The organism is Variovorax sp. YR634, from assembly GCF_900106655.1.
Taxonomy (GTDB): domain Bacteria; phylum Pseudomonadota; class Gammaproteobacteria; order Burkholderiales; family Burkholderiaceae_C; genus Variovorax.
In genome coordinates this window covers 41,087-64,788 of record NZ_FNOL01000003.1, presented here as the reverse complement: position 1 = coordinate 64,788, position 23,702 = coordinate 41,087, and the positions used below count along the sequence as shown (strand labels likewise).

25 protein-coding genes are annotated in these 23,702 nt (G+C 67.8%); 19 read left to right on the top strand and 6 right to left on the bottom strand.

Annotated elements, in window-relative coordinates:
* The first annotated feature begins 111 nt into the window (after positions 1 to 111).
* Complete coding sequence (locus BLV60_RS07025) at positions 112 to 426, top strand: hypothetical protein (protein ID WP_093052086.1); 315 nt, start codon at positions 112 to 114, stop codon at positions 424 to 426.
* A gap of 10 nt (positions 427 to 436) precedes the next feature.
* Here the strand turns inward: BLV60_RS07025 and BLV60_RS07020 are convergent, their stop codons facing one another.
* From BLV60_RS07020 to BLV60_RS07005, 4 genes are all read right to left on the bottom strand, one after another.
* A complete protein-coding gene (locus tag BLV60_RS07020; RefSeq protein WP_093052083.1) occupies positions 437 to 658 on the bottom strand; it encodes a hypothetical protein in 222 nt (73 codons plus the stop codon).
* A 34-nt stretch (positions 659 to 692) separates the two neighbouring features.
* Positions 693 to 1,952 carry an acyl-CoA dehydrogenase family protein gene (locus BLV60_RS07015; protein ID WP_093052080.1) on the bottom strand — a complete coding sequence of 420 codons (1,260 nt, stop codon included), beginning with the start codon at positions 1,950 to 1,952 and terminating at the stop codon, positions 693 to 695.
* Between the two features lie 122 nt (positions 1,953 to 2,074).
* The gene (locus BLV60_RS07010) at positions 2,075 to 3,232 is read right to left on the bottom strand and encodes a DSD1 family PLP-dependent enzyme (protein ID WP_093052077.1); all 1,158 of its coding nucleotides are present in this window, start codon (positions 3,230 to 3,232) and stop codon (positions 2,075 to 2,077) included.
* Positions 3,233 to 3,305: 73 nt separating this feature from the next.
* Positions 3,306 to 3,974 carry a GntR family transcriptional regulator gene (locus tag BLV60_RS07005; protein WP_176928732.1) on the bottom strand — a complete coding sequence of 223 codons (669 nt, stop codon included), beginning with the start codon at positions 3,972 to 3,974 and terminating at the stop codon, positions 3,306 to 3,308.
* 157 nt (positions 3,975 to 4,131) lie between these two features.
* Here BLV60_RS07005 and BLV60_RS07000 point away from each other — a divergent pair, with 157 nt between their 5' ends.
* The 6 genes from BLV60_RS07000 to BLV60_RS06975 are packed head-to-tail and all read left to right on the top strand — an operon-like array spanning position 4,132 to position 10,748.
* Complete coding sequence (locus tag BLV60_RS07000) at positions 4,132 to 5,109, top strand: VOC family protein (protein ID WP_093053158.1); 978 nt, start codon at positions 4,132 to 4,134, stop codon at positions 5,107 to 5,109.
* 39 nt (positions 5,110 to 5,148) lie between these two features.
* Positions 5,149 to 6,003 (top strand): fumarylacetoacetate hydrolase family protein, encoded by an 855-nt coding sequence (locus tag BLV60_RS06995; RefSeq protein WP_093052072.1) that lies wholly within the window; start codon positions 5,149 to 5,151, stop codon positions 6,001 to 6,003.
* Between the two features lie 54 nt (positions 6,004 to 6,057).
* A complete protein-coding gene (locus BLV60_RS06990) occupies positions 6,058 to 7,290 on the top strand; it encodes an amino acid ABC transporter substrate-binding protein (RefSeq protein ID WP_093052069.1) in 1,233 nt (410 codons plus the stop codon).
* Positions 7,290 to 8,150 (top strand): branched-chain amino acid ABC transporter permease, encoded by an 861-nt coding sequence (locus BLV60_RS06985; protein ID WP_176928731.1) that lies wholly within the window; start codon positions 7,290 to 7,292, stop codon positions 8,148 to 8,150. The genes BLV60_RS06990 and BLV60_RS06985 overlap by 1 nt, the downstream gene beginning before the upstream one ends.
* Positions 8,147 to 9,958, top strand: coding sequence for a branched-chain amino acid ABC transporter ATP-binding protein/permease (locus BLV60_RS06980; protein ID WP_093052066.1), 1,812 nt, complete (start codon positions 8,147 to 8,149; stop codon positions 9,956 to 9,958). Before BLV60_RS06985 ends, BLV60_RS06980 begins: the two co-directional genes overlap by 4 nt.
* The gene (locus BLV60_RS06975) at positions 9,951 to 10,748 is read left to right on the top strand and encodes an ABC transporter ATP-binding protein (RefSeq protein WP_093052063.1); all 798 of its coding nucleotides are present in this window, start codon (positions 9,951 to 9,953) and stop codon (positions 10,746 to 10,748) included. Before BLV60_RS06980 ends, BLV60_RS06975 begins: the two co-directional genes overlap by 8 nt.
* Here BLV60_RS06975 and BLV60_RS06970 read toward each other — a convergent pair.
* Both BLV60_RS06970 and BLV60_RS06965 read right to left on the bottom strand, forming a co-directional pair.
* The gene (locus BLV60_RS06970) at positions 10,678 to 10,980 is read right to left on the bottom strand and encodes a hypothetical protein (RefSeq protein ID WP_093052060.1); all 303 of its coding nucleotides are present in this window, start codon (positions 10,978 to 10,980) and stop codon (positions 10,678 to 10,680) included. The genes BLV60_RS06975 and BLV60_RS06970 overlap by 71 nt on opposite strands.
* A 79-nt stretch (positions 10,981 to 11,059) precedes the next feature.
* Positions 11,060 to 12,502 (bottom strand): amidase family protein, encoded by a 1,443-nt coding sequence (locus BLV60_RS06965; protein ID WP_176928730.1) that lies wholly within the window; start codon positions 12,500 to 12,502, stop codon positions 11,060 to 11,062.
* 137 nt (positions 12,503 to 12,639) lie between these two features.
* On the opposite strand from BLV60_RS06965, the gene BLV60_RS06960 reads away from it, so the two are divergent.
* The 12 genes from BLV60_RS06960 to BLV60_RS06905 all read left to right on the top strand — a co-directional run bounded on the left by BLV60_RS06960 (position 12,640) and on the right by BLV60_RS06905 (position 23,668).
* Positions 12,640 to 13,647 (top strand): ABC transporter substrate-binding protein, encoded by a 1,008-nt coding sequence (locus tag BLV60_RS06960; RefSeq protein ID WP_093052056.1) that lies wholly within the window; start codon positions 12,640 to 12,642, stop codon positions 13,645 to 13,647.
* Between the two features lie 17 nt (positions 13,648 to 13,664).
* Positions 13,665 to 14,516: an ABC transporter ATP-binding protein gene (locus tag BLV60_RS06955; RefSeq protein ID WP_093052053.1), complete on the top strand. Its 852-nt coding sequence runs from the start codon at positions 13,665 to 13,667 to the stop codon at positions 14,514 to 14,516.
* Positions 14,513 to 15,271 carry an ABC transporter permease gene (locus BLV60_RS06950; RefSeq protein ID WP_093052050.1) on the top strand — a complete coding sequence of 253 codons (759 nt, stop codon included), beginning with the start codon at positions 14,513 to 14,515 and terminating at the stop codon, positions 15,269 to 15,271. The genes BLV60_RS06955 and BLV60_RS06950 overlap by 4 nt, the downstream gene beginning before the upstream one ends.
* Positions 15,250 to 16,008, top strand: a complete 759-nt coding sequence (locus BLV60_RS06945; RefSeq protein WP_093052047.1) for an ABC transporter permease — start codon at positions 15,250 to 15,252, stop codon at positions 16,006 to 16,008. The genes BLV60_RS06950 and BLV60_RS06945 overlap by 22 nt, the downstream gene beginning before the upstream one ends.
* Positions 16,008 to 16,778, top strand: a complete 771-nt coding sequence (locus BLV60_RS06940; RefSeq protein ID WP_093053152.1) for a class II aldolase/adducin family protein — start codon at positions 16,008 to 16,010, stop codon at positions 16,776 to 16,778. Before BLV60_RS06945 ends, BLV60_RS06940 begins: the two co-directional genes overlap by 1 nt.
* Before the next feature lie 43 nt (positions 16,779 to 16,821).
* Positions 16,822 to 17,661, top strand: a complete 840-nt coding sequence (locus BLV60_RS06935) for a TauD/TfdA dioxygenase family protein (RefSeq protein ID WP_093052044.1) — start codon at positions 16,822 to 16,824, stop codon at positions 17,659 to 17,661.
* Between the two features lie 71 nt (positions 17,662 to 17,732).
* A complete protein-coding gene (locus BLV60_RS06930; protein ID WP_093053149.1) occupies positions 17,733 to 18,470 on the top strand; it encodes a GntR family transcriptional regulator in 738 nt (245 codons plus the stop codon).
* A 61-nt stretch (positions 18,471 to 18,531) separates the two neighbouring features.
* Complete coding sequence (locus tag BLV60_RS06925; RefSeq protein WP_093052042.1) at positions 18,532 to 19,365, top strand: SDR family oxidoreductase; 834 nt, start codon at positions 18,532 to 18,534, stop codon at positions 19,363 to 19,365.
* Positions 19,362 to 20,537: a pyridoxal phosphate-dependent aminotransferase gene (locus BLV60_RS06920; RefSeq protein WP_093052039.1), complete on the top strand. Its 1,176-nt coding sequence runs from the start codon at positions 19,362 to 19,364 to the stop codon at positions 20,535 to 20,537. Before BLV60_RS06925 ends, BLV60_RS06920 begins: the two co-directional genes overlap by 4 nt.
* 25 nt (positions 20,538 to 20,562) lie before the next feature.
* Complete coding sequence (locus tag BLV60_RS06915; RefSeq protein ID WP_093052036.1) at positions 20,563 to 21,444, top strand: alpha/beta fold hydrolase; 882 nt, start codon at positions 20,563 to 20,565, stop codon at positions 21,442 to 21,444.
* Positions 21,444 to 22,724, top strand: a complete 1,281-nt coding sequence (locus tag BLV60_RS06910; RefSeq protein WP_093052033.1) for a Zn-dependent hydrolase — start codon at positions 21,444 to 21,446, stop codon at positions 22,722 to 22,724. The genes BLV60_RS06915 and BLV60_RS06910 overlap by 1 nt, the downstream gene beginning before the upstream one ends.
* Entirely contained in the window at positions 22,721 to 23,668 is a 948-nt protein-coding gene (locus BLV60_RS06905; protein WP_093052031.1) for a cupin domain-containing protein, read from the top strand. Before BLV60_RS06910 ends, BLV60_RS06905 begins: the two co-directional genes overlap by 4 nt.
* Positions 23,669 to 23,702 lie beyond the last annotated feature (34 nt).

The following is a 23,702-nucleotide window of genomic DNA, read 5'->3' as shown; positions in this document are numbered from 1 at the left end:
AATTTGTGTGCAGAAGGTCACGTCTTCCTCTCTGATGGCTTCCGCGGAGGATGGCTCCTGACAGCGCACTCATTAACAATTGAAAGCTTTGCTTAGCGACGGCGATCCTGCATGTCGACGACCACGTTTTTTTGTAACCTCAGCGTGCCCATTCTGGTGGGCGAGGATCGCTACAAGTACATCCCCATCGTGGGGGTCTTTCGCAGCATTCCATTCGATCAAGTCGATGAATGGGTGATGCACCCCGACGGCCAGCCGCGCAGTGACCGCGAGCTGGCGGCCGAAGTTCTTGTCGAGATCCGCAAACCACTCGGTTCGAGTGGACGCACAGCGCCGCACGCTTTCGAAGTGGGAGACATCCTGCAGCTCGACCGCGCCGCCGCGATTGTCGTGTCCACCTTCCTGGCGGCGCTTCCGCGCGTCTGACGCACTCCCTTCAGTCGCACCTGAAGAGCACGCCGTTGCCGGGTGTGTTCGGCGCATCGGCCTGCTCCAGGAAGCGGATCGGGTTTCCGTCCTTGCGGCAGTAGGCCTCCGCTTCCTGCGGACTCGCCGCCCGAAGGATCCCGTCGTAGAGACGCACCACGCCAGTCACGGGAGTGGCACAGCCGGCAATGACGGTGGCGAGGGGAAGAAGGGCGAGCAGCAATCGGCGCATGAAAGAAGATGGGTCCGGTGAAAGACCCGCGACTTTAAGCGCTGCTGCTTCCCACCGCCCAATAGAAAGTCGGCCTTGCCCCGTTGAGCAGATGGTCGCCCACCACGCGCCCCTTGTAGATGGTCGGGTTGTGCGACGCCAGCGTGCGCGCATTGCGCCAGTGCCGGTCTAGCCGTCGGTCTTCCTGCAGCGCCGAGGCGCCGCCGATGTCGAACAGCCGCGTGCCCGCCTGCAGCACCGCATCAACGATGCCGGCCTGTGCCTTGGCGGTGTTCAGCTCCACCTCGAACAGCAGGCTTTCGGGCACGGCCTCGCCGCGTTGGCGGAAGCGGTCGACTTCGCCCAGCCCGCGCGCCACGGCCTGCACGGTCGAGGTCGCGATGAACGCCGAGCTCGCGAGTTGGCCGATGACCTGCTGCACCAGCGGATCTTCGCGCGGCGTGTCGCCGCTGCCGTGGCTGTAGACGCGCTTGCGTGGCTGCACGAAGGCCACGGCGTCGCGCACGATGGCGCGGGCAATGCCGGCCAGCGTGGCGAGGTGCGTGAGCTGGAAATGCGCGGTCAGCGGCGTGGGCTGGTCGCGCACGTACAGCAGCACGTTCTCGGCTTTCACCCGCACGTTGCGAAAGCGCGTGGTGCCCGATGCGCTCAGCCGCTGGCCGAAACCGCGCCAGTCGTCCACGCGCTCCACGCCCTGTGCTTCGGCCGGCACGAGCGCAATCACGCGATCGCTGCTGCCGTCGTCGTTCAGGCGCTGGGCCGAAACCGAGATCCAGTCGGCGTACAGCGTGCCGGTGCTGTAGTACTTGTCGCCATCGAGCCGCCACGCGTCGCCGTCGCGCTTCAGCGTGGTCTGCAGTGCCCCGAGCGGGCCTTCGCCAAGCTCGGTGGTGGCGTTGCCGAAGATCACACCCTCGGCCGCGAGGCGCATCCATGGGCCGTGCAGGGCGGGGTCGATCTCCGCGAAAAGCCGCTCGATGAAGCCGAAGTGCGCGCGCAGGATCTGCGGCAGGTTGGAGTCGGCTTCGCCGAGTTCGATGAGCAGGTCGTAGAGCTGTTCGACCGAGCCGCCCAGGCCGCCATGTTCGAGCGGCACGCGTAGCGCGCCGAAGCGCTCTGCGTTGAGCCAGGCCACGGGCTCGTAGGCGAGCTCGCGTTCGTTCTCGCGCTGCGCCGCATGCTCGGCGATGCGCTGGAAGATGGGGCGGAAGCGGGCTGCGAGCTGCTGCGAGGAAGGCGCTTGCACGCCTGGGACGTGCGTTGCGGGCCGCGTCGTTGCTTGGATGGATTCCATGGAGGCTGGGCGGCCCCGGAAGGGCGCCCGGAAGGAGAGAGACAGGCGCCCGACTGTCCCCCGCGGCGGGGCCCTTGTGAAATACGCTTTTCGAGTTTTCTTATGCCGCCCGTTCCTATCCCTTACCGCCGGCCGCGCGCGTCCACCGGCCAGATGGCGACCAGCGTGCCGCCTTCGACCACGTGGTATACGTCATGCAGATTGACCGTCGGGTCGCAGTGCGGCGTCACGAACTCCACGCGAGCGCCCAGCGCCGGCCGCTGCGCCTGCGAGCCCGGGGGCAGCATCAGCTTGCCGTGCTCGTCGCCGAAGAAGGCGTAGCGGCTCGACGCGTCGGCGCCTTTCGCCACCAGCGGCACGCCGCTGTCGGTCGAGAAGCACTTGGTGCCGCCGTCCACCGTCACCCAGTCGGGCGCATTCGTGCTGACCACCGCCGTCTGCACGAACAGCGAGACGTCGAAGGGCGAGGGCTGTTCGCCGCTGGCCAGCACGCTCGTGTATTCGGCGTCCATGAACACATACGAGCCCGCCTGCAGTTCGGTGAACGCGTTTTCCTGCGAATCGAGGTCGTGCGTGCCGGTGCCCGCGCCCGTCACGATGTCGAAGTTCAGGCCCTGCCGCTTTGCCGCCGCGACGATGCCCGCCACGGTTTCGCGCAGGCCGGCCGCCGCCGCGCTGCGCTCGTCGCGCGACACGATGTGCTGCAGGTTGCCCGCATACGACTGCAGTCCGCGCAGTCGCAGGCGTGGCTCGGCAGCTGCCAGCGCCGCCAGCTCGAGCACCTTCGCCTGCGTGGCGGCGCCGGTGCGGTTGTAGCCTGCGCCGTAGTCCACCAGCACGTCGAGCGGGTGCGTGAGTTCGCTCGCGGCGCGCGCCAGGTCGGCCAGGTTCTGCGGGTTGTCGACCACCACCATCACGTCGCCTGGGCGCGCGCGCTGCGCCAGCTTGATGAGTCGCGCGATCTTGCTCGGCGTGACGGCGGGCGAGGTGATGAGCACGCCCGGAATGCCGCCCTGGACCATCACCTCTGCCTCGCCCAGTGTGACGCAGCTCACGCCGACGGCGCCGGCCGCCACCTGGCGCCGTGCGATCTCGACCGACTTGTGCGTCTTCACGTGCGGGCGCAGGTTGACGCCGCGGGCCTTGGCAAAGGCGGCCATTCGTTCGATGTTGCGCGTCATCGCGGGCAGCTCGATCAGCAGGGCGGGGGTGTCGAGAAGATGGCGTCCGCCGGGAACGCCGATCAGCGGCGCGTTGACTTGCAGCAGGTCTTGGGGCATCGGGGAAAAGCCTTCGTGGAGGCGCTTTGTGGAGGAGATCGGGGCGAGATGATCGCACCGAAATGCCTGCCTCCTATCTGTCGGCCGGCGGGTTCGCCTTCAGCGCCGTCATCAGCAGGCGGCCGGTGGTCTGCAGGTGCTCGGCAATCAGCGTCTGCGCGGCCTGGATGTCGCGGTTGAGCACCGCATCGAGCAGCGCCTGGTGTTCGGCCCCCACGTCACGCGCCTGCTTCGACAGCGGCGCCGACAGCTGCCGGTAGCGTTCGCTCTGCTGGTAGAGCATCTGGTGCATGCGCAGCAGCCAACCGTTCGGGCAGCCCGCCACCAGCGCGTTGTGGAACTCCGCGTGGCTCGCCGTCCATTCGGCGCTCAGCATCGTGGGCATGGCCGCGTCGCGCTCGGCCAGCCGCGAGAGGCGGTGGTGCGCCGAGACCACGCTGCCTTCCCAGGCGAGGTCGCCGTGGCGGATGGCTTCAGCGAGGCACAGCTTTTCGATCTCGATGCGTGCCTTCACCAGCTCTTCGAGGTCGGTCGCCGAAATGGGGCTCACGCGGTAGCCGCGCGCCGGCTCCGACACCACCAGCGCCTCGGCTTCCAGCATGGCGAGGCCTTCGCGCACCGCGCCTGCGCTCACGTCCAGCTCTTCGGCCAGCGCGGCGATGTTGAGCTTCGAGCCCGGCAGCAGCCGCCCGCCCACGATGGCCGTGCGCAGCTCGGTGAACACCTGTCGTGTCTGGCTCATGCCTTTCGTTTTTTCGTTCATTGCACTCCCGTCACCGCGAAAAACGGCCTGATGTTACTTGTTAACCCTAATGATCCATGGATGGCTAAACAATAGACTAACGTTGAAAGAATATATTATTTGTTCCGACATGGATAGCCGATTGGAGACATACGACATGGCCGATATCCAGCTTCGCACCCACAAAAGCCCCGAGCGCGCGGCGTTGCACAGCGTTCATTCGCTCGATGCCTTCGTCTTCACCGTGCCCGACCTCGACGAGGCCGCGCGCTTCTACGACGCCTTCGGGCTGGAGCCGAAACGCGAGGGCGACCGGCTCGACCTGTACACCGCAGGCCACCCGCACGCCTGGGGTTCGCTGTACCAGGCGCCCGGGGTGAAGAAGCTGCAGTACCTGCGTTTCGCCTGCTTCGCGGAAGACTTCGACGCCATCGCCGCGCGCATCGAGCGCCTGGGCGTGCCGCGCTGCTCGCCGCATCCGCTGGGCGACGACCGCGGCCTGTGGGTGCTGCACCCGGAGGGTTTTCCGGTGCAGGTCGTCGTGGCCGCGAAGAGCGCGCCGGACGCGGGCAGCGAGCCCGTCGTCGCGCCGCGCCCGCCCGTGGGCACTGGCGCCTCGCCGAACCGCGCGCGCATTCCGAAGGTGCATCCGCGCCGGCTCTCGCACATCCTGATGTTCTGCGCCAAGGTGCCAGAGGCTTTGCGCTTTTACGAAGACGCGCTGGGCTTGCGCGTTACCGACCGCTCGGGCGATCTCATCGTGTTCATGCACGGCGTGCACGGCAGCGACCACCACCTGATTGCGATGGCGCATTCGAACGGCCCGGGGCTGCACCACCTGAGCTGGGACGTCGCGAACATCGACGAAGTCGGCCGGGGCATGGAGCAGATGTATGCAGCGGGCCACGTGCGCGGCTGGGGCGTGGGGCGCCATGTGCTGGGCTCGAACTACTTCCACTACGTGCGCGACCCGTGGGGCAGCTACTCGGAGTACTCCTGCGACATGGACTTCGTGCCCGGCGACTACGACTGGCGCGCCGCCGACCACCCGCCCGAAGACTCTTTCTACGCCTGGGGCCCGAAGGTGCCCGAGGACTTCGTCACCAATTTCGAGGTCGAGGCCGCCAAGGCCTGAGACCGTTTCTTCTCTGCATCCGAATCACAAAGGAATCCCATGCGTCTCCTCGCCTTCAACCACAACGGCAAGCCGGCCCTCGGCCTGCGCCTCGGCCAGGAGGTCGTCGACCTCACCGCCGAAGGCCTGCCCGCCACGCTCGATGAACTGCTGCGCGCCGGCCCCGAAGCCATGGCCGCCGCGAAGAAGGCCGGCGACGCGGCCCGCACGCGCCTGCCGCTCGCAGGCATCGACTGGCTGCCGCCGGTGCAATCGCCCTCCAAGGCCATTGCCGTGGGCCTCAACTACATCGACCACGCGGCCGAAAGCAAATTCGACCCGCCGACCTACCCGGTGCTGTTCCATCGCTTTCCGTCGTCTTGGGTCGGCCACAACCAGCCGATCGTGCGTCCGCACGTGTCGACGCAGTTCGACTACGAAGGCGAGCTGCTGGTGGTGATCGGCAAGGCCGGGCGCTACATCAAGAAGGGCGATGCGCTGAACCACGTGGCGGGCTACTCGGTGTTCAACGACGGCTCCATCCGCGACTACCAGTTCAAGTCGGCGCAATGGATGATGGGCAAGAACTTCGACTGCTCGGGCTCCTTCGGCCCCGAGTTCGTCACCGCCGACGAACTGCCCGCGGGCGCCACCGGCCTGAAGCTGCAGACGCGCCTGAACGGCACCGTGCTGCAGGACGCGGACACGCGCGACATGATCTTCGACGTTGCCACGCTGGTGTCGGTGTGCTCCGAGCCCTTCGCGCTGCAGCCGGGCGACATCATCATCGCCGGCACGCCCTCGGGCGTGGGCCTGGCGCGCAAGCCGCAGATTTTCATGAAGGCCGGCGACGTGTGCGAAGTGGAGATCGAAGGCGTGGGCCTTCTTTCGAACCCCGTCGTCGACGGCGACTGAGCGGCGGCAGCAGCACCAAGGCCGCGCTGACCAAAACAATTACGGAGACAAAAAATGAGCATCGATCGTCGTTCCTTCGTCGCGGCCGCCAGCGCTTTCGGTGCCCTCGGCACTGGCGCGCTGTTCAGCGGCACCGCCGCCGCACAGCAGCCTTCGGGCAAGCCCATCCGCGTGGGCGGCACGCTGGCGCTCACCGGGCCGCTCTCGGCCACGGGGCTCGTGCACAAGCTCACGGGCGAGATCTACGTGGAGTCGCTCAACCAGCGCGGCGGCCTGCTGGGCCGGCCGGTGGAGTGGGTGCTGAAGGACGACCAGTCCAAGCCCGACCTCGCGCGCACGCTGTACGAGCAGCTCGTGACGGCCGACAAGGTCGACCTGCTCATCGGCCCGTATGCCACGGGCGCGATTCTTTCGGCCATGGGCGTGGCCCAGCGCTACAACAAGACGCTGGTGCACCACACCTTCGGCATTCCGAGCCTGGCCAAGTACGACCAGCAGTTTCCGGCGTGGTCGCTCGGCCCCGACCCCGAGAAGACGATGCCCGCCATGGTCATGGACGCGCTGGCCACCTCGCCCAAGCCGCCGAAGACCATCGCCATCGTCACAAGCAAGTTCCCCTCGGTGCACTTCGTGGCGCTGGGCGCGCGCGAGGTGGCGAAGCAGCGCGGCCTGAAGGAGGTGTTGTTCCTCGAATGGGACTTCGGCAACCGCGACTTCGGCCCCATCGCAGGCCGGCTGAAGGAGGCCAACCCCGACTTCATCTGGAACGGCGCCATCGGCCTCGAGGGCAATCAGCTGCTCGATGCGATGAAGAAGATCGACTACGCGCCGCTGCATCACTTCTATCACGTGCCTGCGCCCGCGCCGATGCTCAAGGCGCCCGAGGCCAACGGCGCATTGGCCACCACCATCTTCGAAGACCATCCGCCGTTTACCGACAACCCGACGGCCGCCGAGTTCGTGAAGGTCTACCGCGAACGCGCGGCCAAGGCCGGCATGCCCGACACGGCGGTGGAGACGCAGGCCGCCGCGTCGTTCTCGGCCTGGCAGATCATCGAGGCCGCCGTGGTCGCCACCAAGGGCATCGACGACAAGGCCATGGCCACCTGGCTGCGCGCCAACAAGGTCGACACCATCCAGGGCAAGCTGCGCTTCAACGAGCGCGGCAACTTCGGCGACGACCTGGGCAAGGTGAAGCAGGTGCAGAACGGCAAGTGGGTGGTGGTGTGGCCGAAGGAGTGGGCCGCCCCCGGCGCGAAGCTGCAGACGCGCGGGGTGACCAGCTGATGAGCTTCCCCAGTGCCACGCTGCTGGCCCAGTCGATCCTGGCGGGCCTGTTCACCGGGGCGCTCTACGGCCTGCTGGGGCTCGGCCTCAGCCTGTCGTGGGGGATGCTGCGGCAGATCAACCTCGCGCACTTCGCGCTCGCCTTTCTCGGCGCCTATCTCACGTACGAACTGTCGAGCCACCATGGCGTCGATCCGCTGCTCACGCTGGTGGTGATCGTGCCGCTGTTCTTCGTGCTGGGCGTGGCATTGCACTGGGTGCTGACGCGCTTTCGCGTGAGTCCCTTCAACTCGCTGCTTGTGACCTTCGGCATCACAGTGATCATCGAGGCGCTCTTGCAGTGGACCTGGACGGCCGACTACCGCAAGCTCGAATCGAGCTACGCGGAGCACAAGCTGCAGATCGGCCCGCTCTACCTGCCGGTGCCCGAGCTCATCACGCTGGCGCTGGGCGTGGGCATCTCGCTTGCGGTGTGGTTCGCACTGCGCCGCACCGACCTGGGCAAGGCGATGCGCGCCGCCGCTGAAGACGCACCCATCGCCGCCGCCTTCGGTGTGAACCAGAACGCGCTGGCGCTGATGCTCTCGGGCCTCAACGCGGCGCTGGCCGGCGTGGCGGGCGTGTGCATTGCGCTGGCGTACACGCTGTCGCCCTCGCAGATCTATGCGTGGATCGGCGTGGTGTTCGCGGCCGTGATGCTGGGCGGGCTCGGCCGCCCGCTCGGGCCGCTGATCGCGGGTTGCATCATCGGCGTGACCGAGGCCGTCACCATGACCGTCACCGCGCCATCGTGGGCGCCGCTGGTGTCGTTCTCGCTGCTGATGTTCGTGCTGCTGGTGCGGCCGGGGAGGGTGGCATGAAGCGCTCGTTCCTGCTGATTCTTGCGGCCGGCGCGGGGCTTGCCGTGGTGCCGTGGCTCGGGCTGCCGGCGTTCTACGAGTCGATCCTGTACCTGGTGCTGCACTGGGTCGCGCTGGCCACCTCGTGGAACCTGCTGTCGGGCTACTCGGGGTATTTCTCGTTCGGGCACGGTGCGTTCTTCGGCATCGGCATGTACACGACGGCCACGCTGGCAACGCGCTTCGACATTCCGTTTCTCTGGACGCTGCCGGCCGCCGCCGCGGTGGCCGCGCTGTTCGGCACGCTGCTGGGCGCCGTGGCGTTCCGCGTGCAGGCGGTGCGCGCCGAGCTGTTCTCGTTGCTCACGCTGGCCGCCACCTTCGTGGTGGCGACCATCATCCTCAACACGCCCATCGACGGCGGACCCGGCGTGTACATGAGCGCGGTGGCGGTGCCGCAGATCGGACCGACAGCTTCCGGCACCTTCTACCTGCTGGCCTTGGGCGTGGCGGTGCTGACGGTGCTGGCGTCGCTGGCCGTGTACCACTCGCGCTTCGGCACCGGGCTGTTCGCCATTCATGACGACGAAGACGTGGCCGAGGTGATGGGCGTGCCGACGTACCGCTTCAAGCTCGGCGCCTTCGCGCTCTCGTGCGGGCTGGCGGGCGTGGTGGGCGGCGTGCATGCGCTCTTCGTGTCGTACGTGACCACGGGCGATACCTTCACCATCGCGATGCCGCTCACGGTGGTGCTGATGTCGGTGCTCGGCGGCACGCGCCACTGGGCCGGGCCGATCGTCGGCGCGACGGCGATCACGCTGCTGCTGTATGCCTTCACGGGCGGCGACAGCGCGATCATCGGCAAGGGCATGACGGGGCTGGTGCTGATCGTGGTGATCCTCTTCATGCCCGAAGGCCTGCTGGGGCAGGCGCTGAAGTGGTGGAACGTTCGGCGCGGTGCGCCCGCCGCCTCGTCCGCGCCGGTGCATGTGGCCGTGGCTGATGAAGCGCAGAAACCCGTGGGCATCACCGGCGAAGTGCTGCTGCGTGCCGAGGGCGTGCGCAAGTCCTTCAAGGGCGTGCATGCGCTGCGCGGCGTGAGCCTCGAAGTGCGGCGCGGCGAGATCCTCGGCCTGCTCGGGCCCAACGGATCTGGCAAGTCGACTTTCATCAATGTCGCGAGTGGGCACTATGCGGTGACTGCCGGGGTCATCGAGTTCGAGGGGCGACGCATCTCGGGCGTGCCGGCGCACCGCATCGCGCAGGGCGGCATTGCGCGCACGTACCAGATCCCGCGTCCCTTCGCGCACCTGACGGTGCTGGAGAACGTGGCGCTGCCTGCGATGTTCGGCGCCGCCGCGCTCGACCGCAGGACGGCCGAGGCCGAAGCCTGGCAATGGCTGGCCTTCACTGGCCTGACCGAGCGCGCGCACGCCTTGCCGGCGGAGCTGAACCTGCACCAGCGCAAGTTCCTGGAGTTCGCGCGCGCACTGGCCTCGCGGCCGCAGGTGCTGATGCTCGACGAGGTGCTGTCGGGCCTCACACCGTCAGAAATCGACGAGGCCGTGGCGCTCATCCGCCGCATCCGCGACCAGGGCGCGACCATCGTCTTCGTCGAGCACGTGATGCGCGCGGTGATGGCGCTGTGCGACCGCATCGTGGTCTTCAATCGCGGCGAGGTGCTGGCCGAAGGCGCGCCGCATGACGTGATGCAGCGGCCCGAAGTGGTGTCGGCCTACCTGGGCCAGGCCATGGAGCCGGAGGCGCCTGCCGCGCCAGCTGCCGCGTCGTCCGCGGTGGGTGTCGAAAGGGAGCTGGCCCATGCTTGAACTCGAATCCATCCGCGTCGCCTACGGGCAGGCCACCGCGCTGTGGGATGTGTCGCTGTCCATCGGCAAGGGCGAGCTGCTGTGCATCGTCGGGCCGAACAGCGCGGGCAAGAGCACGCTCATCAATGCGGTGGCGGGGCTGCACCGCATCAGCGCCGGGCGCATGCGTTTCGAGGGGCAGGACATCTCGCGCCTGGCGCCGCATCGCTTCTGCGCCCAGGGCATCGCGCTGGTGCCGGAGGGGCGGCGCCTCTTCACCGAGATGACGGTGCGCGAGAACCTGGAGCTCGGCAGCTACCTGCGCGCGGCGCGGCTGGAGCGTGCTCGCTCGATGGAGCACGTCTGCACGCTGTTCCCGGCGCTGACGGAGAAGCTGGAGCAGCCGGCCGGTTCGCTATCGGGCGGCCAGCAGCAGATGGTGGCCATCGGCCGCGCGCTCATGGCGCGCCCCAAGCTGCTGCTGCTCGACGAGCCCTCGCTGGGGCTGGCGCCGAGCATCGTGCTCGACATGTTCACCGCCATCCGGCACATCCATGCCGACGGCATCGCGGTGCTGCTGGTGGAGCAGAACGTGGGCATGGCGCTCGATGTGGCCGAGCGCGCCGCGGTGCTGGAAGAAGGGCGCATCGTCGCGCTGGGCCGGCCGGAAGAACTGATGGCGCGGCCGGAGTTGCGGCGCGCCTACCTGGGACTGGATGCCGATGCCGCAGAGGGTGGCGCTATGCCGGGTGCGACGGCCCATGGTGCCCGGGCCGCCGCAGCGCCAGCCACCACAGCAGCGCGGCATTGATCGCCCAGCTGCCGGCCAGCATCATCAGCGCCGTGTTTGCGACGCCGGGCGAGAGGTCGAGCGTCAGCAGGCTCAGCGACCACGGCAACCCGCCCGCGATGGCGACCAGCATGCCGGCCTCGCTGTCGGGCACGACGGCGCAGGCCAGGATGCAGACGGCGCCGGTGATCGTGTAGATCAGTGCGGCGGCGCGCCATCCGGGGCGTTGGGGCGGTCGTGAATTTGCGGGCATGCCTTGAGCATCGCCGATCCCGCATCAAGCCGTGAAGGCCTGTTACGCGAAGGGGCGTAGTGTTTTGGCGACGCCGCGTTCAGTTGCTTGCCAACTTCTGCACGCTTGGGGCGATTGGTGCTTCAGGCAGCGCGGCTTCGATGCCGAGCGCCAGTGCCAGCAGCGCCGTGTCGGTGCCTTGCGCGCCTGTCAATTCCAGCCCGGCAGGCAGGCCGTTGGAGGCGAGGCCCATCGGCAGGCTCACCGCCGGCAAGCCCGCCATGCCGGCCGGGCCGGTGTTGCGGATGTAGGCCGAAAAAGCCGAGGTGGGGCGGCCGCACAGCGTTACTTCCACGTCTTCTCCGATGCGCGCGGCGGTCAGCGGGCTGGTCGGGAAGACGAGGGCGGCCAGGTCGTGCCGCGCGAAGCAATCGCGGTACGCCGCCTGCATGCGCGGGCGCAGGGTGTGCAGCGCGTGGGCGTAGGCCTCGGGCGTGATGGCCGTCGCGCCGAAGAGGCGTTCGAACAGCGGGCGCACGTCGGGGCTGACCACCGCGTCGGTGAGCGCACGCGCGTCGAAGGGGCGGTCGTGCCGCGCAAAGTAGGCGGCCAGCGCGGGCAGGATCTCGTGCAGCGAGATCGTCATCGATCCTTCCTGGAACAGTGCGCCGGCTTCGGCCAGGTCGCAAGGCACCAGCGCGGCGCCGGCTGTGCGCAGCAGCTCGAGGCGCTCGCGGGCCAGCTCGGCCACGGGCGGATCGACCTCTTCCCAGAAGTAGGCCTCGGGCACGCCAAGGCGCACACCTGTGAGCGGTGTCGGGGCAATCTGCAGCGGCCCGCCGGCCACCGCGTGGTCGACCAGCACGCAGTCGCCCACGCAGCGCGCCATGACGCCGGCGGTGTCGAAGGTTGGCGATATCGGCACCAGCCCTTCGTCCGGCCAGCGGTGCACCGTCGGCCTGAAGCCCACCAGCCCGCACAGCGCGGCCGGCACGCGCACCGAGCCGCCCGTGTCGGTGCCGATGGCCACCGGCGCGGCGCGCATACCCAGCAGCGCAGCGTTACCGCCGCTGGAGCCGCCCGTCACGCGTGTGGCGTCGAACGGATTGCGCGACGGCCCGAGGCCGTGGTTGTTGCCGGTAACGCCCTGCGACCACTCGTGCAGATTCGTCTTGCCGAGCACCAGCGCGCCTGCGTCGATCAACCGTTGCGTCACGCCGGCGTGCATGCGCGGCCGGTGGTCCGCCATCCACGGGCTGCCCGCCGTGGTCGGCATGCCGGCGACGTCGATGTTGTCCTTGAAGGCGAGCGGCACGCCATGTAGAGGCAGCGTTCCCGGCGCGGGGCGCGGCGCTGCATCGAGCGCGGCGGCGGCTGCGCGAAGCGCCGCGGGGTCCAGGTGGAGCAGGGCGCCGAAGGGTGCGATTGCGCCGGCGCGTTCCAGCAGCGCCTGCGCGTAGTCGGTGGCGCGCAGTTCGCCGCGCGCCATCTGCCCGGCGGCCTCGCGGGCGGAAAGATCGGTCAGCGCATGGATTCGGTTCATGAAGGCTCGAAGTGGGGCGGAAGCTGCACTCCGGTGCATGTTTCGGGCCAATTCGCGCTTCTGACGCCAGAAAACAGGCTGAAATTGCATGGCATGGATACTGCTTAAAGAGTTTTTTGTATCCATGAGGCCATCCAATGTCTTTCAAGTCCTTGCGTATTCTGGCCGCCGTCGCAACGTCGATGGCTCTTCTGGCGGGCATGCCCGCGTCTGCCGCCGAGAAGGTCTCGCTGCGCCTCAAGTGGCTGGCGCAGGCGCAGTTCGCCGGCTTCTACGTAGCCAAGGCCAAGGGCTTCTATGACCAGGGCGGCCTCGACCTGACGATCAACCCGGGCGGCCCCAACCTCAACGTCGAGACGCTGGTCGCCTCGGGCAACGACACCTTCGGCCTCGCCGGCGGCACCGAGACCGTGCTGCTCGCCCGCGAAAAAGGCCTGCCGCTGGTCTGCATCGGCGTGACCGTGCAGAACACGCCCTTCACATACGTGACCTACAAGGACTCCGGCATCACCAAGGTGAAGGACTTCGCAGGCAAGAAGGTCGCGACCTGGTTCACCGGCACGCAGTACACGCTGTACTCGATGCTCGCCTCGGCCGGCGTGAAGCAGAGCGACCTCACCATCGTTCCCCAGTCGGGCTCCATGGCGCCCTTCGTCGAGAAGCAGTTCGACGTGGCCGCGGCCACCTACTACAACGAGCTCAACACGCTGAAGGAGCAGGGCCTGGGCGACAAGCTCACGCTCATCAAGCCCGACGACTACGGCGTGGTCGTGCAGCAGGACACCGTGCTCGTGTCGGAGAAGTACCGCAACGAGAAGCCGCAGCAGGTGCAGGCCTTCCTGACCGCCACCATCAAGGGCTGGAAGTACGCGCTGCAGAACAAGAAGGAAGCCATCGACATCGTCATGGCCGCCGCCCCCAGCCTGAACCGCGCGCACCAGGAAGCCATGCTCGATGAATTCGAGAAGCTCGTGAAGGCCGGCAAGGGCACCACCGACGGCATCCTCGCCATCGACCTGCCCACGGTGGAGAAGATGCAGGCGCAGCTCGTCGGCTACAAGGCGCTGAAGGCGCCGGCCGATCTGTCGAAGGCCTACGACGCCAGCTTCTGGACGCAGGTGCCCGCGGCCGACAAGAAGTTCTGAGCCGCATCGCCGCAGCCATGAAATTCATGCCTCACGAAGTGATGCCGCCCGCCGTGAGCGACACGGCGCCGCCCATGCTCGAGCTGGTCAACGTATGGAAGCGCTTCGGCGAAGCGCAGGCCAGGACCGTCGCGGTGTCGGGCGTCAACCTGCGGATCGCGAAGAGCGAGTTCGTCACGCTCGTGGGCCCCTCGGGTTGCGGCAAGTCGACCCTCTTCAACATGATCGCGGGCCTGCTGCCGCCTGACGACGACGGCTCGCTGCTGTTCGGCGGCGCACCGCAGCGCGACGGCCAGCTGCTCGGCAAGGTGTCGTTCATGCCGCAGCGCGACTTGCTGTTTCCATGGCGCACCGTGCTCGACAACGCCATCCTCGCGCTCGAGGTGGAAGGCGTGCCACGTAAGGAAGCGCGCGAACGGGCCCGCGCCATGCTGCCTGAGTTCGGCCTGGCGGGTTTCGCCAACCACTATCCGCACCAGCTCTCGGGCGGCATGCGCCAGCGTGTCGCGCTGATGCGCACCTTCCTGTTCGCGCGCGACCTGATGCTGCTCGACGAACCCTTCGGCGCACTCGACGCGCTCACGCGCACCCGCATGCAGCACTGGCTGCTGGAGCTCTGGGCCAGGCACCGTCGCACGGTGCTGTTCATCACGCACGACATCGACGAAGCGATCCTGCTCGGCGACAAGGTGCTGGTGATGACGGCGCGCCCCGGCACGGTGAAGAGCGAGACCGTGATCGACCTGCCGCGCCCGCGCGACCCGTCGGTGGTGCTGTCGCCGGAGTTCATCCGCATCAAGCAGCGCCTGCTGGCCGAGATCGAAGAGGAAAGTCAGAAGACCTTCGCACAGGAGGGCACCGCTTCGTGAACGCCCTCTTGCAGCGCGCAGTGCGCTCGCCCGCGCTGGCCTTCGTGGGCCTGGCGCTGGTGTGGGAGATCTGCGTACACGCCTTCGCGCCGTCGCCGCGCTACCTGCCGGCGCTGAGCGCCATCGCGCAGGACGCGTGGTCGGTGTGGCCGCAGCTCATGCGTGGCTTCGGCCGCACGCTGCTCGAAACCGTGCTCGGCTTCGCGATGGGCGCGGTGTTCGGCTGCGCCTGCGGCACGGTGTTCACCTATTCGCGCTGGATGGAGCGCTCGGTGTTCCCGCTGTTCGTGGTGTCGCAGACGGTGCCGGTGGTGGCCTTCGGCGCGCTCATCGTCATCTGGTTCGGCAACTCGCTGCTGGCCAAGGTGATGACGGCGTTCTTCCTGACCTTCTTCCCCGTCACGGTGAACACGCTGCGCGGCCTGAAGTCGTGCGACCCGCAGCGCATCGCGCTGATGAAGAGCTTCGGCGCCAACCGCCTGGTGATGTTCTTCAAGCTGGCCGTGCCTTCGGCGCTGCCGCAAATCATGGTCGGGCTGCGCGTGGCCATCGGCCTGAGCCTGATCGGCTCGGTCGTGGGCGAATGGTTCGGCGAAACCGTGGGCCTGGGCGTGATGCTCATGGAGGCGATGAACGCCGACCTCGTGGTGCGCCTGTGGGTGGTGATGTTTGCCTGCGGGCTGATGGGTGCGCTGCTCTACGGGCTGCTCACCTTCGTGGAAAGGAGGCTCGTATGGTGGCGCAGCGAAAGCTGATGGAATCGCCCGTCGTGCCGGTGGTGCTGGGCATCGTCGTGCTGCTTGCGGTGTGGGAGGGCGCGATTCTGCTCTTCAATATTCCGCCGTTCGTGCTGCCGAGCCTGGGCACGATCGTGCAGCATGCGTTCACCGACACGGGGCGCTTGATGAGCGCATTGCTGGCCACGCTGGGCGAGGCGCTCGGCGGCTATGCATTGGGCAGCGTGCTCGGGCTGTTGCTGGCAGTTGTGTTGCTGCTGGCTCCGCCGCTGGAGCGCATCGTGATGCCGCTGGCGGTGGCGGTGAACGCCGTGCCGACCGTGGCCTATGCGCCGCTGTTCCTGATCTGGTTCGGCCTCGGTGCCGCTTCGAAGATCGCGCTGGTGGCGCTGGCTGTCGGCTTCACCATGCTGGTGAACGCGCTGCACGGCCTGAAGCAGGCCGACGTCGCGGCCGTGAACCTGATGCGCAGCTTCGGGGCAGGGCAGTTGAAGATCGTGTGGCGCCTGCGCCTGCCGGTGGCAATGCCCTCGGTGGTCACCGCGCTGCGCATCGGCGTGCCGCGCAGCATGATCGTCGCGATCGTCGGCGAGATGCTGGGCGCTTATGCAGGGCTCGGGCGAATGATCTATGAATCGACGCAGCAGGTCGACCTGCTGAGCGTGTGGTCGGCGGTGCTCGTTGCATCGATCGCGAGCATGGTCTTCTACGGCCTGCTGGTGTGGATCGACCAGAAACTGGTGTGGTGGCGCTGATGGCAAAGACGAATCCCGCGGCATACCCCGACACCGAAGCCGGGCTGCGCGTGCAGCTCGCCGCCTGCTACCGGCTGGTGGCGCACTTCGGCATGGACGACCTGATCTACAACCACATCTCGGCACGCGTGCCGGGGCCGGAACATCACTTTCTCATCAACCCGTACGGGCTGCTGTTCTCCGAGGTGACGGCTTCGTCGCTGGTGAAGATCGACCTCGACGGCAACAAGGTGGACGACACGGAGGCCGAAGTCAACCAGGCCGGCTTCGTGATCCACAGCGCGATCCATGCAGGGCGCCCCGACGCACTGTGCGTGCTGCACACCCACTCCGAGGCCGGCACCGCAATCGCGGCCATGCCCAACGGCCTGGCTCCGCTGAGCCAGTTCGCGATGCGCTACCAGGGCCATACCGCCTTCCACGACTACGAAGGCGTGGCGCTGGAAACCGGCGAGCGCGAGCGGCTGGTGCGCGACCTGGGCCCGCACCACACGCTGGTGCTGCGCAATCACGGCATCCTGACGGTGGGCCGCACGATTCCCGAGGCCTTCATCCTCATGTACTACTTCGAGAAGGCGGCCAAGGTGCAGCTGCTCGCACAGGGCGGTGTGGCCCCCGGCGAATCGCTGGTGTACCCGCAGCCCGAAGTGAGCGATCTGGCCGCGCGCCAGTTCACCGAATTCGCCGGCGACATCCGGCCGCCCGGCACGCGCGAATGGCCTGCGTTCCTGCGCATGCTGGAGCGCACCCAACCCGACTACCGGCTTTGAGTGCCGGCACTTTCCTCTTCATTCCCAGAGACACATTTCGACCATGCAACTCGAGAACCTCACCTCTTTCATCGGCACCGAAGTCAAAGGCATCGACCTGCGCGAGCCCGTGAGCGACGCCGACTTCGCGGTGCTGCGCGACACGCTCAACCAGCGCTCGGTGCTGCTGTTTCGCGGCCAGAGCATCAACGAATCGCAGCACGTGGCCTTCTCGCGCCGTTTCGGTACGTTGCTGGGCCACGTGCTCACGCAGTTCCTGAAGAAGGAGCACCCCGAGGTCTACGTGCTGTCGAACGTGTCGGAGAACGGCAAGCCGATCGGCAACCACAAGGAGGGCTGGAACTGGCACTCCGACCTCTCGTACAAGGCAGAGCCCTCGATGGGCGCGCTGCTCTACGCGCTCGAAGTGCCGCCGGTGGAAGGCGACACCTTCTTCGCCTCGATGCACGCCGCCTACGAAGCGCTTGACGACGACATGAAGGCGCGCATCCGCCACATGACGGCCACGCACAGCTACGCCAACTACTACGGCAAGGCTTTTGCCGACCGCAACCCGCTCACGCCCGAGCAACTGGCGGCCACGCCCGACGTGGTGCATCCGCTGGTGCGCACGCATCCTGAAACCGGTCGCCTCTCGCTCTACGTGGGCGAAGACGTGGTCAAGCACATCGACGGCCTGCCGGCGGAGGAGAGCACCGCGCTGCTGGCCGAGCTGAACGCGCACGCCATCTCGCCGGAGTTCAGCTACCGCCACAAGTGGCTCGCGGGCGACCTGCTGGTTTGGGACAACCGCTGCACCATGCACCGTGCCACGCCGTACGACGACAACGTGTACCGCCGCGTGATGCATCGCACCACCGTTGCCGGTGATCGTCCCTTCTGACATTCCGATCCGCCGAGCAGGCCCCGCGTTTGAAAACCGACAAAGACAAGCACAACAAGGAAGGCAAGAACATGGAACCGAACGAACCCGAGATGGCAGCAGAACCTCCGGCGCTGCGCGGACGCGAGCGCCAGCGCGGCAAGGGTGCCACGCTGTCCGACGAACTGAAGGACACGCTCGAAGACCTGATCGTCAGCGGCGTCATGAAGCCCGGCGCGCGGCTCGACGAAGCCGAGCTGGCCGAACGCTTCAAGGTGTCGCGCACGCCGGTGCGCGAGGCGCTCAAGGCGCTGGCCGCCACCGGCCTCGTCGACCTGCGCAGCCGCCAGGGGGGCGTGTGCGTGGCGCGCATCTCGCTGCCCATGCTCATCGAGATGTTCCAGATGATGGCGGTGATGGAAGGCCTGTGCGCCAAGTTCGCCGCGCGCCGTGCCACCGAGGCGCAGAAGCAGCGCATGAGCCAGCTGCACGACGAGCTGACGAGCATCCTCGCCTCGGGCGACCACTCGCGCTTCTACGACGTGAACCAGGACTTCCACGACGCGCTCTACGAAGCCTCCAACACGCATTACCTCGCCGAGCAGACGCGCGCGCTGCGCAAGCGCGTGCGCGTGTACCGCCGCTACGTGACCTTCCAGCCCGGCCGCATGACCGCCACCATCGGCGAGCACGGCGCCATCCTCGACGCCATCCGGCGCAACGACCCGGGGGCAGCGTTCAACGCCGCCATCGACCACGTGAGCCTGCTCGAGGACGACATCGTCGACCTGATCGCCGCGCTGTCCGAGCAGGACAACGGGGCTGCCTGAGCCTCTTCTTTCAACGCACTCAACGCCACCCTTTTTCGATCGCATCCCAGGACATCACTCCATGAAACTCGAACTCGAAGGCAAGACCGTACTCATCACCGGCGCCTCCAAGGGCATCGGCCTTGCGGCCGCCCATTCGTTCGCGGCCGAAGGCTGCCACCTGCAACTGGCCGCACGCGACGGCGCCGCCCTGGCGGCCGCCAAGGAAGAGATCGAGAAGATCTACCCGATCAACGTGCGCGTCCACCCGATGGACCTGGCCGCGCCCGGCGCGATGGCGCAGCTGGCCGAAGCGGCCGGGCACGTCGACATCCTCGTGAACAACGCGGGCGACATTCCGGCCGGCCCCATCGAATCGCTCGACTTCGCCGTGGTGCGCCGGGGCTTCCAGCTCAAGGTGCTGGGCTACATGGAGCTCAGCCAGATCTACTACGCGCGCATGAAGGCCGCGGGCGGCGGCGTGATCGTGAACGACATCGGCAACTCCGGCGAGAACTGGGACGCCAACTACATCGCCGGCTCCACCGGCAACGCCGCAGTGATGGCCTTCACGCGTGCCCTGGGCGGCGTGAGCCTGGACGACGGCATCCGCGTGGTGGGCGTGAACCCCGGCCCCGTGGCGACCGACCGCATGGTCAAGCTCATGAAGCGCCGCGCCTTCGACACCCATGGCGACGAAGGCCGCTGGGAAGAGCTGTTCGACAACTACCCCGGCGGCCGCCCGGCCACGCCTGAAGAGGTGGCCGAGCTGATGGTGTTCCTGGCTTCGCCGCGTGCGGGCTACATCACCGGCACGGTGGTGACCATCGACGGCGGCATCGCGGCGCGTGGCTCGATCATCAAGACCAGCAAGAAGGTGGTCGAGGCCGAACAGGCCCGGAGGCTCGCGGCATGAATGCAGCGCTGAACCCCGCCGCTGCAGTGCCGGCCGTGACGAGCGACGCCGAAACCCGCAACCAGTATTTCGACCGGCTGTTCACCAACCCAGACCTGATGTGGCTGGGCCAGAACACCAACCACTTTCCGCTGCACCCCGCCGTGCGAAAGGCGCTGCACGACGCCATCGACGACGAGAGCTTTCACGCCTATGCGCCGCCGCTGGGCATGGAAGCGCTGCGCTCGGCCATCGTGGAAGACCTGGGCGTGCCGGACCAGTCGGCCGTGGTGACCGACGGCGCGGTGTCGGCGCTGGCGCTGGCCTGCCGTGCGTTCTGCGTGGCGGGCAAGGGCTTCGTGACCACCGACCCCGGCTGGAAATGGCCGCTGCAGTTCGCAGCCAAGGCCGGCTCGGCGATCACCGAGATTCCGATCTACGGGCCGGAGTACGGCTTCAAGTTGTCGGCCGAGGCGCTGGCCGCTTCAACCGACGGGAACACAGCCGTCATCTACCTCGTGGACCCGAACAACCCGCTGGGCACCACCTACACCGAAGATGAGATCCGTGCCTTTGCAGACCGCGCGCGCGAGATCGGCGCCATCCTCATTCACGACTGCACCTACCGCGACTTTGCCGACAGCCACACGCTGGCTTCGCGCTTCTACCCGGAAGGCACGGTGACCATCGTGAGCTTCTCCAAATGGCTCGGCCTCGCGGGCCTGCGCCTCGGAGCACTGGTGGCTTCGCCCGAGCTGCTCGCGCGCATCCTGCCGCATTCGCAGGCGCCGCTGGGCGCGAGCGTGCTGGCGCAGCGCGCGGCCATCGCGGGCCTGGGCGTGAAGGAAGAATGGATGGCCGAAGTGATCGCGCAGCAGCGCGAGAACCAGCAAATGATCGTCGACGCCTTCGCCAAGCAGCCGGGCTTCGAGGTGCCGGTGTTCCCGTCGCAGGCCAACTTCATCGTGGTCGAGTGCAGCAAGGCTGGCGTGACGCCCGAGGCGCTGGTCAGCGCGCTGGGCGAGCACGACATCATGGTGCGGCAGGGCACGTATCACACGCCGCGCTTCGGACATCGCTTCGTGAAGATCTCCACCACCGTACCGAAGGCCTGGGCGCAGGCGCTGTGCGACGTGCTGCCGCAGGCGGTCGAGCGTGCGCGCAGCCTGCCGGCCACGGCAGCGCTGTTCTAAGCGTCCTGAAGAAGAAAGGCCGACGATGAGTTTTGCCACCACCCCCGACGGCGTTCGCCTCTACTACGAGACCGTCGGCAGCGGCACGCCGATAGTGTTCGTGCACGAGTTCGGCGGCGACCACCGCAGCTGGGAGCCGCAGATGCGCTACTTCGGGCGGCGCCACCAGTGCGTGACTTTCGGTGCGCGCGGCTATCCGCCGTCGGACGTGCCGGCCGACATGGAGCGCTATTCGCAAGCCACCGCGGCCGACGACATCGCCGCCGTGATGGACGCGCTGGAACTGGAGCGCGCGCACATCGTGGGCCTGTCGATGGGGGGCTTCGCTACGCTGCACTTTGGCCTTCGCCATGCGAAGCGGGCCTCGTCGCTGGTGATTGCCGGCGCGGGCTACGGCGCGGAGAAAGAGCACGAGGAGTACTTCCGCGGCGTCTCGCTCGAAGTGGCCAAGCAGTTCGAAGCGCAGGGCTCGGAGAAATTCGCCCGCACCTATTCGCTGGGCGCGAGCCGCGTGCAATTCCAGAACAAGGACCCGCGCGGCTGGCAGGAATTCGCGACCTGGCTCGGCGAGCACGATGCCGTCGGCGCGGCCAACACCATGCGCGGCGTGCAGGCGCGGCGCCCGTCGATCTACGACCTGGAGAGCGATCTGCGCGTGATGAACGTGCCCTCGCTCGTGGTGGTCGGCGACGAGGACGACCACTGCCTGCAGCCCGGCATCTTCCTCAAGAAGACCGTGCCGGCCTGCGGTTTGGCCGTGATGCCCAAGACCGGCCACACGCTCAACCTGGAAGAGCCAGCCGCGTTCAACGCCTTGCTGGCCGAGTTCTTCGCGCAGGTCGAGGCCGGCCAGTGGAAGCCGCGCGATCCGCGTGCGCTGCCCAGCCAGATCATGAAGACCGACTGATGACCGCCGAAACCGCCACCGAAGAAGTCGCCGGAGAGCAAGGTATCTGGCGCATCGATGCCGATCGCCTGTGGGACCGGCTCATGACGCTCGCCTGCATCGGCGCCACGCCGGGCGGCGGCGTAGACCGGCAGGCGCTGAGCGCGGAAGAGATCGCGTCGTGGCGCACGATGATCGACTGGGCCCTGTCGGCAGGGCTGGAGCCTTCGACCGATGCGGCCGGCAATCTCTTCATCGCGCTGCCGGGCGCCGACCGTGATGCACCGCCCGTGCTTGCGGGCAGCCATCTCGACAGCCAGCCCGGCGGCGGCCGCTTCGACGGCGTGTACGGCGTGGTGGCTGCGCTGGAGGTGCTGACCACGCTGGCCGGGCGTGGCGTGCGTCCGCCGGTGGACATCGTCTGCGTGGCGTGGATGAACGAGGAGGGCTCGCGCTTCGCGCCCGGCATGATGGGCTCGGAGGCCTTTGCCGGCGTGCGCAGCCTCGAGGCCGTGCGCGCGGTGCGCGATGCCGCCGGCATCTCGGTCGCCGATGCTCTCGATGCGTTGCACGCTGCGTTCCCGGCGCTGCGGCGGCGGCCGCTGGGCTTTCCGGTGGCGGCGTATGTAGAGGCGCACATCGAGCAGGGGCCGATACTGGAAGCGCAGGAGCGCGTGATCGGCGTCGTCACCGGCATCCAGGGCAAGAAGACCTTCGACGTCGTGATCGAGGGCGAGCGTGGTCACGCCGGCACGCTCGCGATGGTCGAGCGGCGCGATGCGCTCGCAGCCTTCACGCGCATCGCGACGGCGCTCTATGCCGAGATCGGCGGCCACGACGACGCGGTGAAATTCACCATCGGCCGGCTGCAGGTCGAGCCGAACGCGCCCTCGGTGGTGCCCGAGCGGGTGACGCTGCGCATCGACCTGCGGCATCCCGACAACGCGGTGCTCGAACATCTGGGTCAGCGATTGGCCGCGCTGTGCGACTCGCTTGCCGCGCCGTGCCAGGCGAGCGTGACCCCCTTGGTCGATGCGCCGTCCAACGGCTTCGATCCCGCCTTGCAGCAGGCGATTGCGCAAGCCGCCGAGCGCATCGGACAGCCGCACATGCCGATTCTTTCGGCTGCCGGCCACGACGCGCGCCACATGGCGCCGCTGTGCCCGAGCGCGATGATCTTCATTCCCTGCCGCGACGGCGTAAGCCATGCGGAACACGAGTGGGCGGAGCCGGCGCACGTGGCGGCCGGCGCAAACGTGCTGCTGCGTGTGCTGATGCCCTATGTGGGGGCCGGAGCATGACTGCCGCAGACATCGCCACCGTCGTCGACATGGCCGATCTGCCGATGCAGCATCCGCGCGCGCCGGCCAGCGTCGCGCAGGCCAGGGCGCGCTTCTTCAATTCCGGCAATGCCTTCAACGTGAAGCTGCCAGAGGTGCCCGCGCGGCTCTTCTCGCCGCCGCCGGAAGGACGCTATGGCATGTTCGATTGCGACCAGTCGCGGGCCCTGGGCTGTGGCTTCCCGGCCACCACGCCGCTGATGCTCGCGCGCTACGTGCGCATTGCCGCCCGTGATGCGCTGTTGCCGCTGGACGTGTGCGCCACCGGGTCGGTCTGGTACGTGATTTCCGGCAGCGGCAGCCTGACGGGCGCGGTCGACAGGTTGACCTTTGGCAAGGGCGACGTGTTCCTGCTGCCTGGCGCGCCGGGCTACCGGCTCGAAGCGGGCGCCGAGGACGTGCTGCTGTGGACTGTCGGCAACGAGCCGCAGCTGGCTTTTGAACGCGCGCAGCCGGCGCCCGTGGCCAAGGCAACCATCGACGCCGTGCACTATTCGGCCGCGGAGATCGAGCGCCAGTTCGCGCTGATTTTTTCGAGCGGCACGAGCGAGGAGACCTCGGGCCGCGCGCTGATCTTCTCGTCCGACCGGCAGGCCGCCGCACGCAACCTTACGCCCACGCTGACATTGAGCTTCAACACGCTCGAGCCGAACACGCACCAGCGCACGCACCGCCACAACTCCGCCGCCATCACGCTGGTGGTGCAGGGCGAGGGCTGCCATTCGGTGGTGGGTGGTGCGGTGTGCCCGTGGGCGCCGTGGTCCACGCTGGTCACGCCACCCGGTGCGCCGCATTCGCACCACAACGCAGGCCCGCGCGGCGCGCTCTTCCTCATCGTGCAGGACGGCGGGCTGCACTACCACGCGCGGACGATGGGCTTCGAGTTTCTGGAGGCCGCCGGCTGACCGGTGAGCGGTGGCCGGCGGAGAAGGCAACGTA

Excerpts from the sequence above, each read along its gene's own strand:
- BLV60_RS07025 (WP_093052086.1), top strand. The coding sequence starts at position 112 with ATGTCGACGACCACGTTTTTTTGTAACCTCAGCGTGCCCATTCTGGTG.
- BLV60_RS07020 (WP_093052083.1), bottom strand. The coding sequence starts at position 658 with ATGCGCCGATTGCTGCTCGCCCTTCTTCCCCTCGCCACCGTCATTGCC.
- BLV60_RS07015 (WP_093052080.1), bottom strand. The coding sequence starts at position 1,952 with ATGGAATCCATCCAAGCAACGACGCGGCCCGCAACGCACGTCCCAGGC.
- BLV60_RS07010 (WP_093052077.1), bottom strand. The coding sequence starts at position 3,232 with ATGCCCCAAGACCTGCTGCAAGTCAACGCGCCGCTGATCGGCGTTCCC.
- BLV60_RS07005 (WP_176928732.1), bottom strand. The coding sequence starts at position 3,974 with ATGAGCCAGACACGACAGGTGTTCACCGAGCTGCGCACGGCCATCGTG.
- BLV60_RS07000 (WP_093053158.1), top strand. The coding sequence starts at position 4,132 with ATGGCCGATATCCAGCTTCGCACCCACAAAAGCCCCGAGCGCGCGGCG.
- BLV60_RS06995 (WP_093052072.1), top strand. The coding sequence starts at position 5,149 with ATGCGTCTCCTCGCCTTCAACCACAACGGCAAGCCGGCCCTCGGCCTG.
- BLV60_RS06990 (WP_093052069.1), top strand. The coding sequence starts at position 6,058 with ATGAGCATCGATCGTCGTTCCTTCGTCGCGGCCGCCAGCGCTTTCGGT.
- BLV60_RS06985 (WP_176928731.1), top strand. The coding sequence starts at position 7,290 with ATGAGCTTCCCCAGTGCCACGCTGCTGGCCCAGTCGATCCTGGCGGGC.
- BLV60_RS06980 (WP_093052066.1), top strand. The coding sequence starts at position 8,147 with ATGAAGCGCTCGTTCCTGCTGATTCTTGCGGCCGGCGCGGGGCTTGCC.
- BLV60_RS06975 (WP_093052063.1), top strand. The coding sequence starts at position 9,951 with ATGCTTGAACTCGAATCCATCCGCGTCGCCTACGGGCAGGCCACCGCG.
- BLV60_RS06970 (WP_093052060.1), bottom strand. The coding sequence starts at position 10,980 with ATGCCCGCAAATTCACGACCGCCCCAACGCCCCGGATGGCGCGCCGCC.
- BLV60_RS06965 (WP_176928730.1), bottom strand. The coding sequence starts at position 12,502 with ATGAACCGAATCCATGCGCTGACCGATCTTTCCGCCCGCGAGGCCGCC.
- BLV60_RS06960 (WP_093052056.1), top strand. The coding sequence starts at position 12,640 with ATGTCTTTCAAGTCCTTGCGTATTCTGGCCGCCGTCGCAACGTCGATG.
- BLV60_RS06955 (WP_093052053.1), top strand. The coding sequence starts at position 13,665 with ATGAAATTCATGCCTCACGAAGTGATGCCGCCCGCCGTGAGCGACACG.
- BLV60_RS06945 (WP_093052047.1), top strand. The coding sequence starts at position 15,250 with ATGGTGGCGCAGCGAAAGCTGATGGAATCGCCCGTCGTGCCGGTGGTG.
- BLV60_RS06940 (WP_093053152.1), top strand. The coding sequence starts at position 16,008 with ATGGCAAAGACGAATCCCGCGGCATACCCCGACACCGAAGCCGGGCTG.
- BLV60_RS06935 (WP_093052044.1), top strand. The coding sequence starts at position 16,822 with ATGCAACTCGAGAACCTCACCTCTTTCATCGGCACCGAAGTCAAAGGC.
- BLV60_RS06930 (WP_093053149.1), top strand. The coding sequence starts at position 17,733 with ATGGAACCGAACGAACCCGAGATGGCAGCAGAACCTCCGGCGCTGCGC.
- BLV60_RS06925 (WP_093052042.1), top strand. The coding sequence starts at position 18,532 with ATGAAACTCGAACTCGAAGGCAAGACCGTACTCATCACCGGCGCCTCC.
- BLV60_RS06920 (WP_093052039.1), top strand. The coding sequence starts at position 19,362 with ATGAATGCAGCGCTGAACCCCGCCGCTGCAGTGCCGGCCGTGACGAGC.
- BLV60_RS06915 (WP_093052036.1), top strand. The coding sequence starts at position 20,563 with ATGAGTTTTGCCACCACCCCCGACGGCGTTCGCCTCTACTACGAGACC.
- BLV60_RS06910 (WP_093052033.1), top strand. The coding sequence starts at position 21,444 with ATGACCGCCGAAACCGCCACCGAAGAAGTCGCCGGAGAGCAAGGTATC.
- BLV60_RS06905 (WP_093052031.1), top strand. The coding sequence starts at position 22,721 with ATGACTGCCGCAGACATCGCCACCGTCGTCGACATGGCCGATCTGCCG.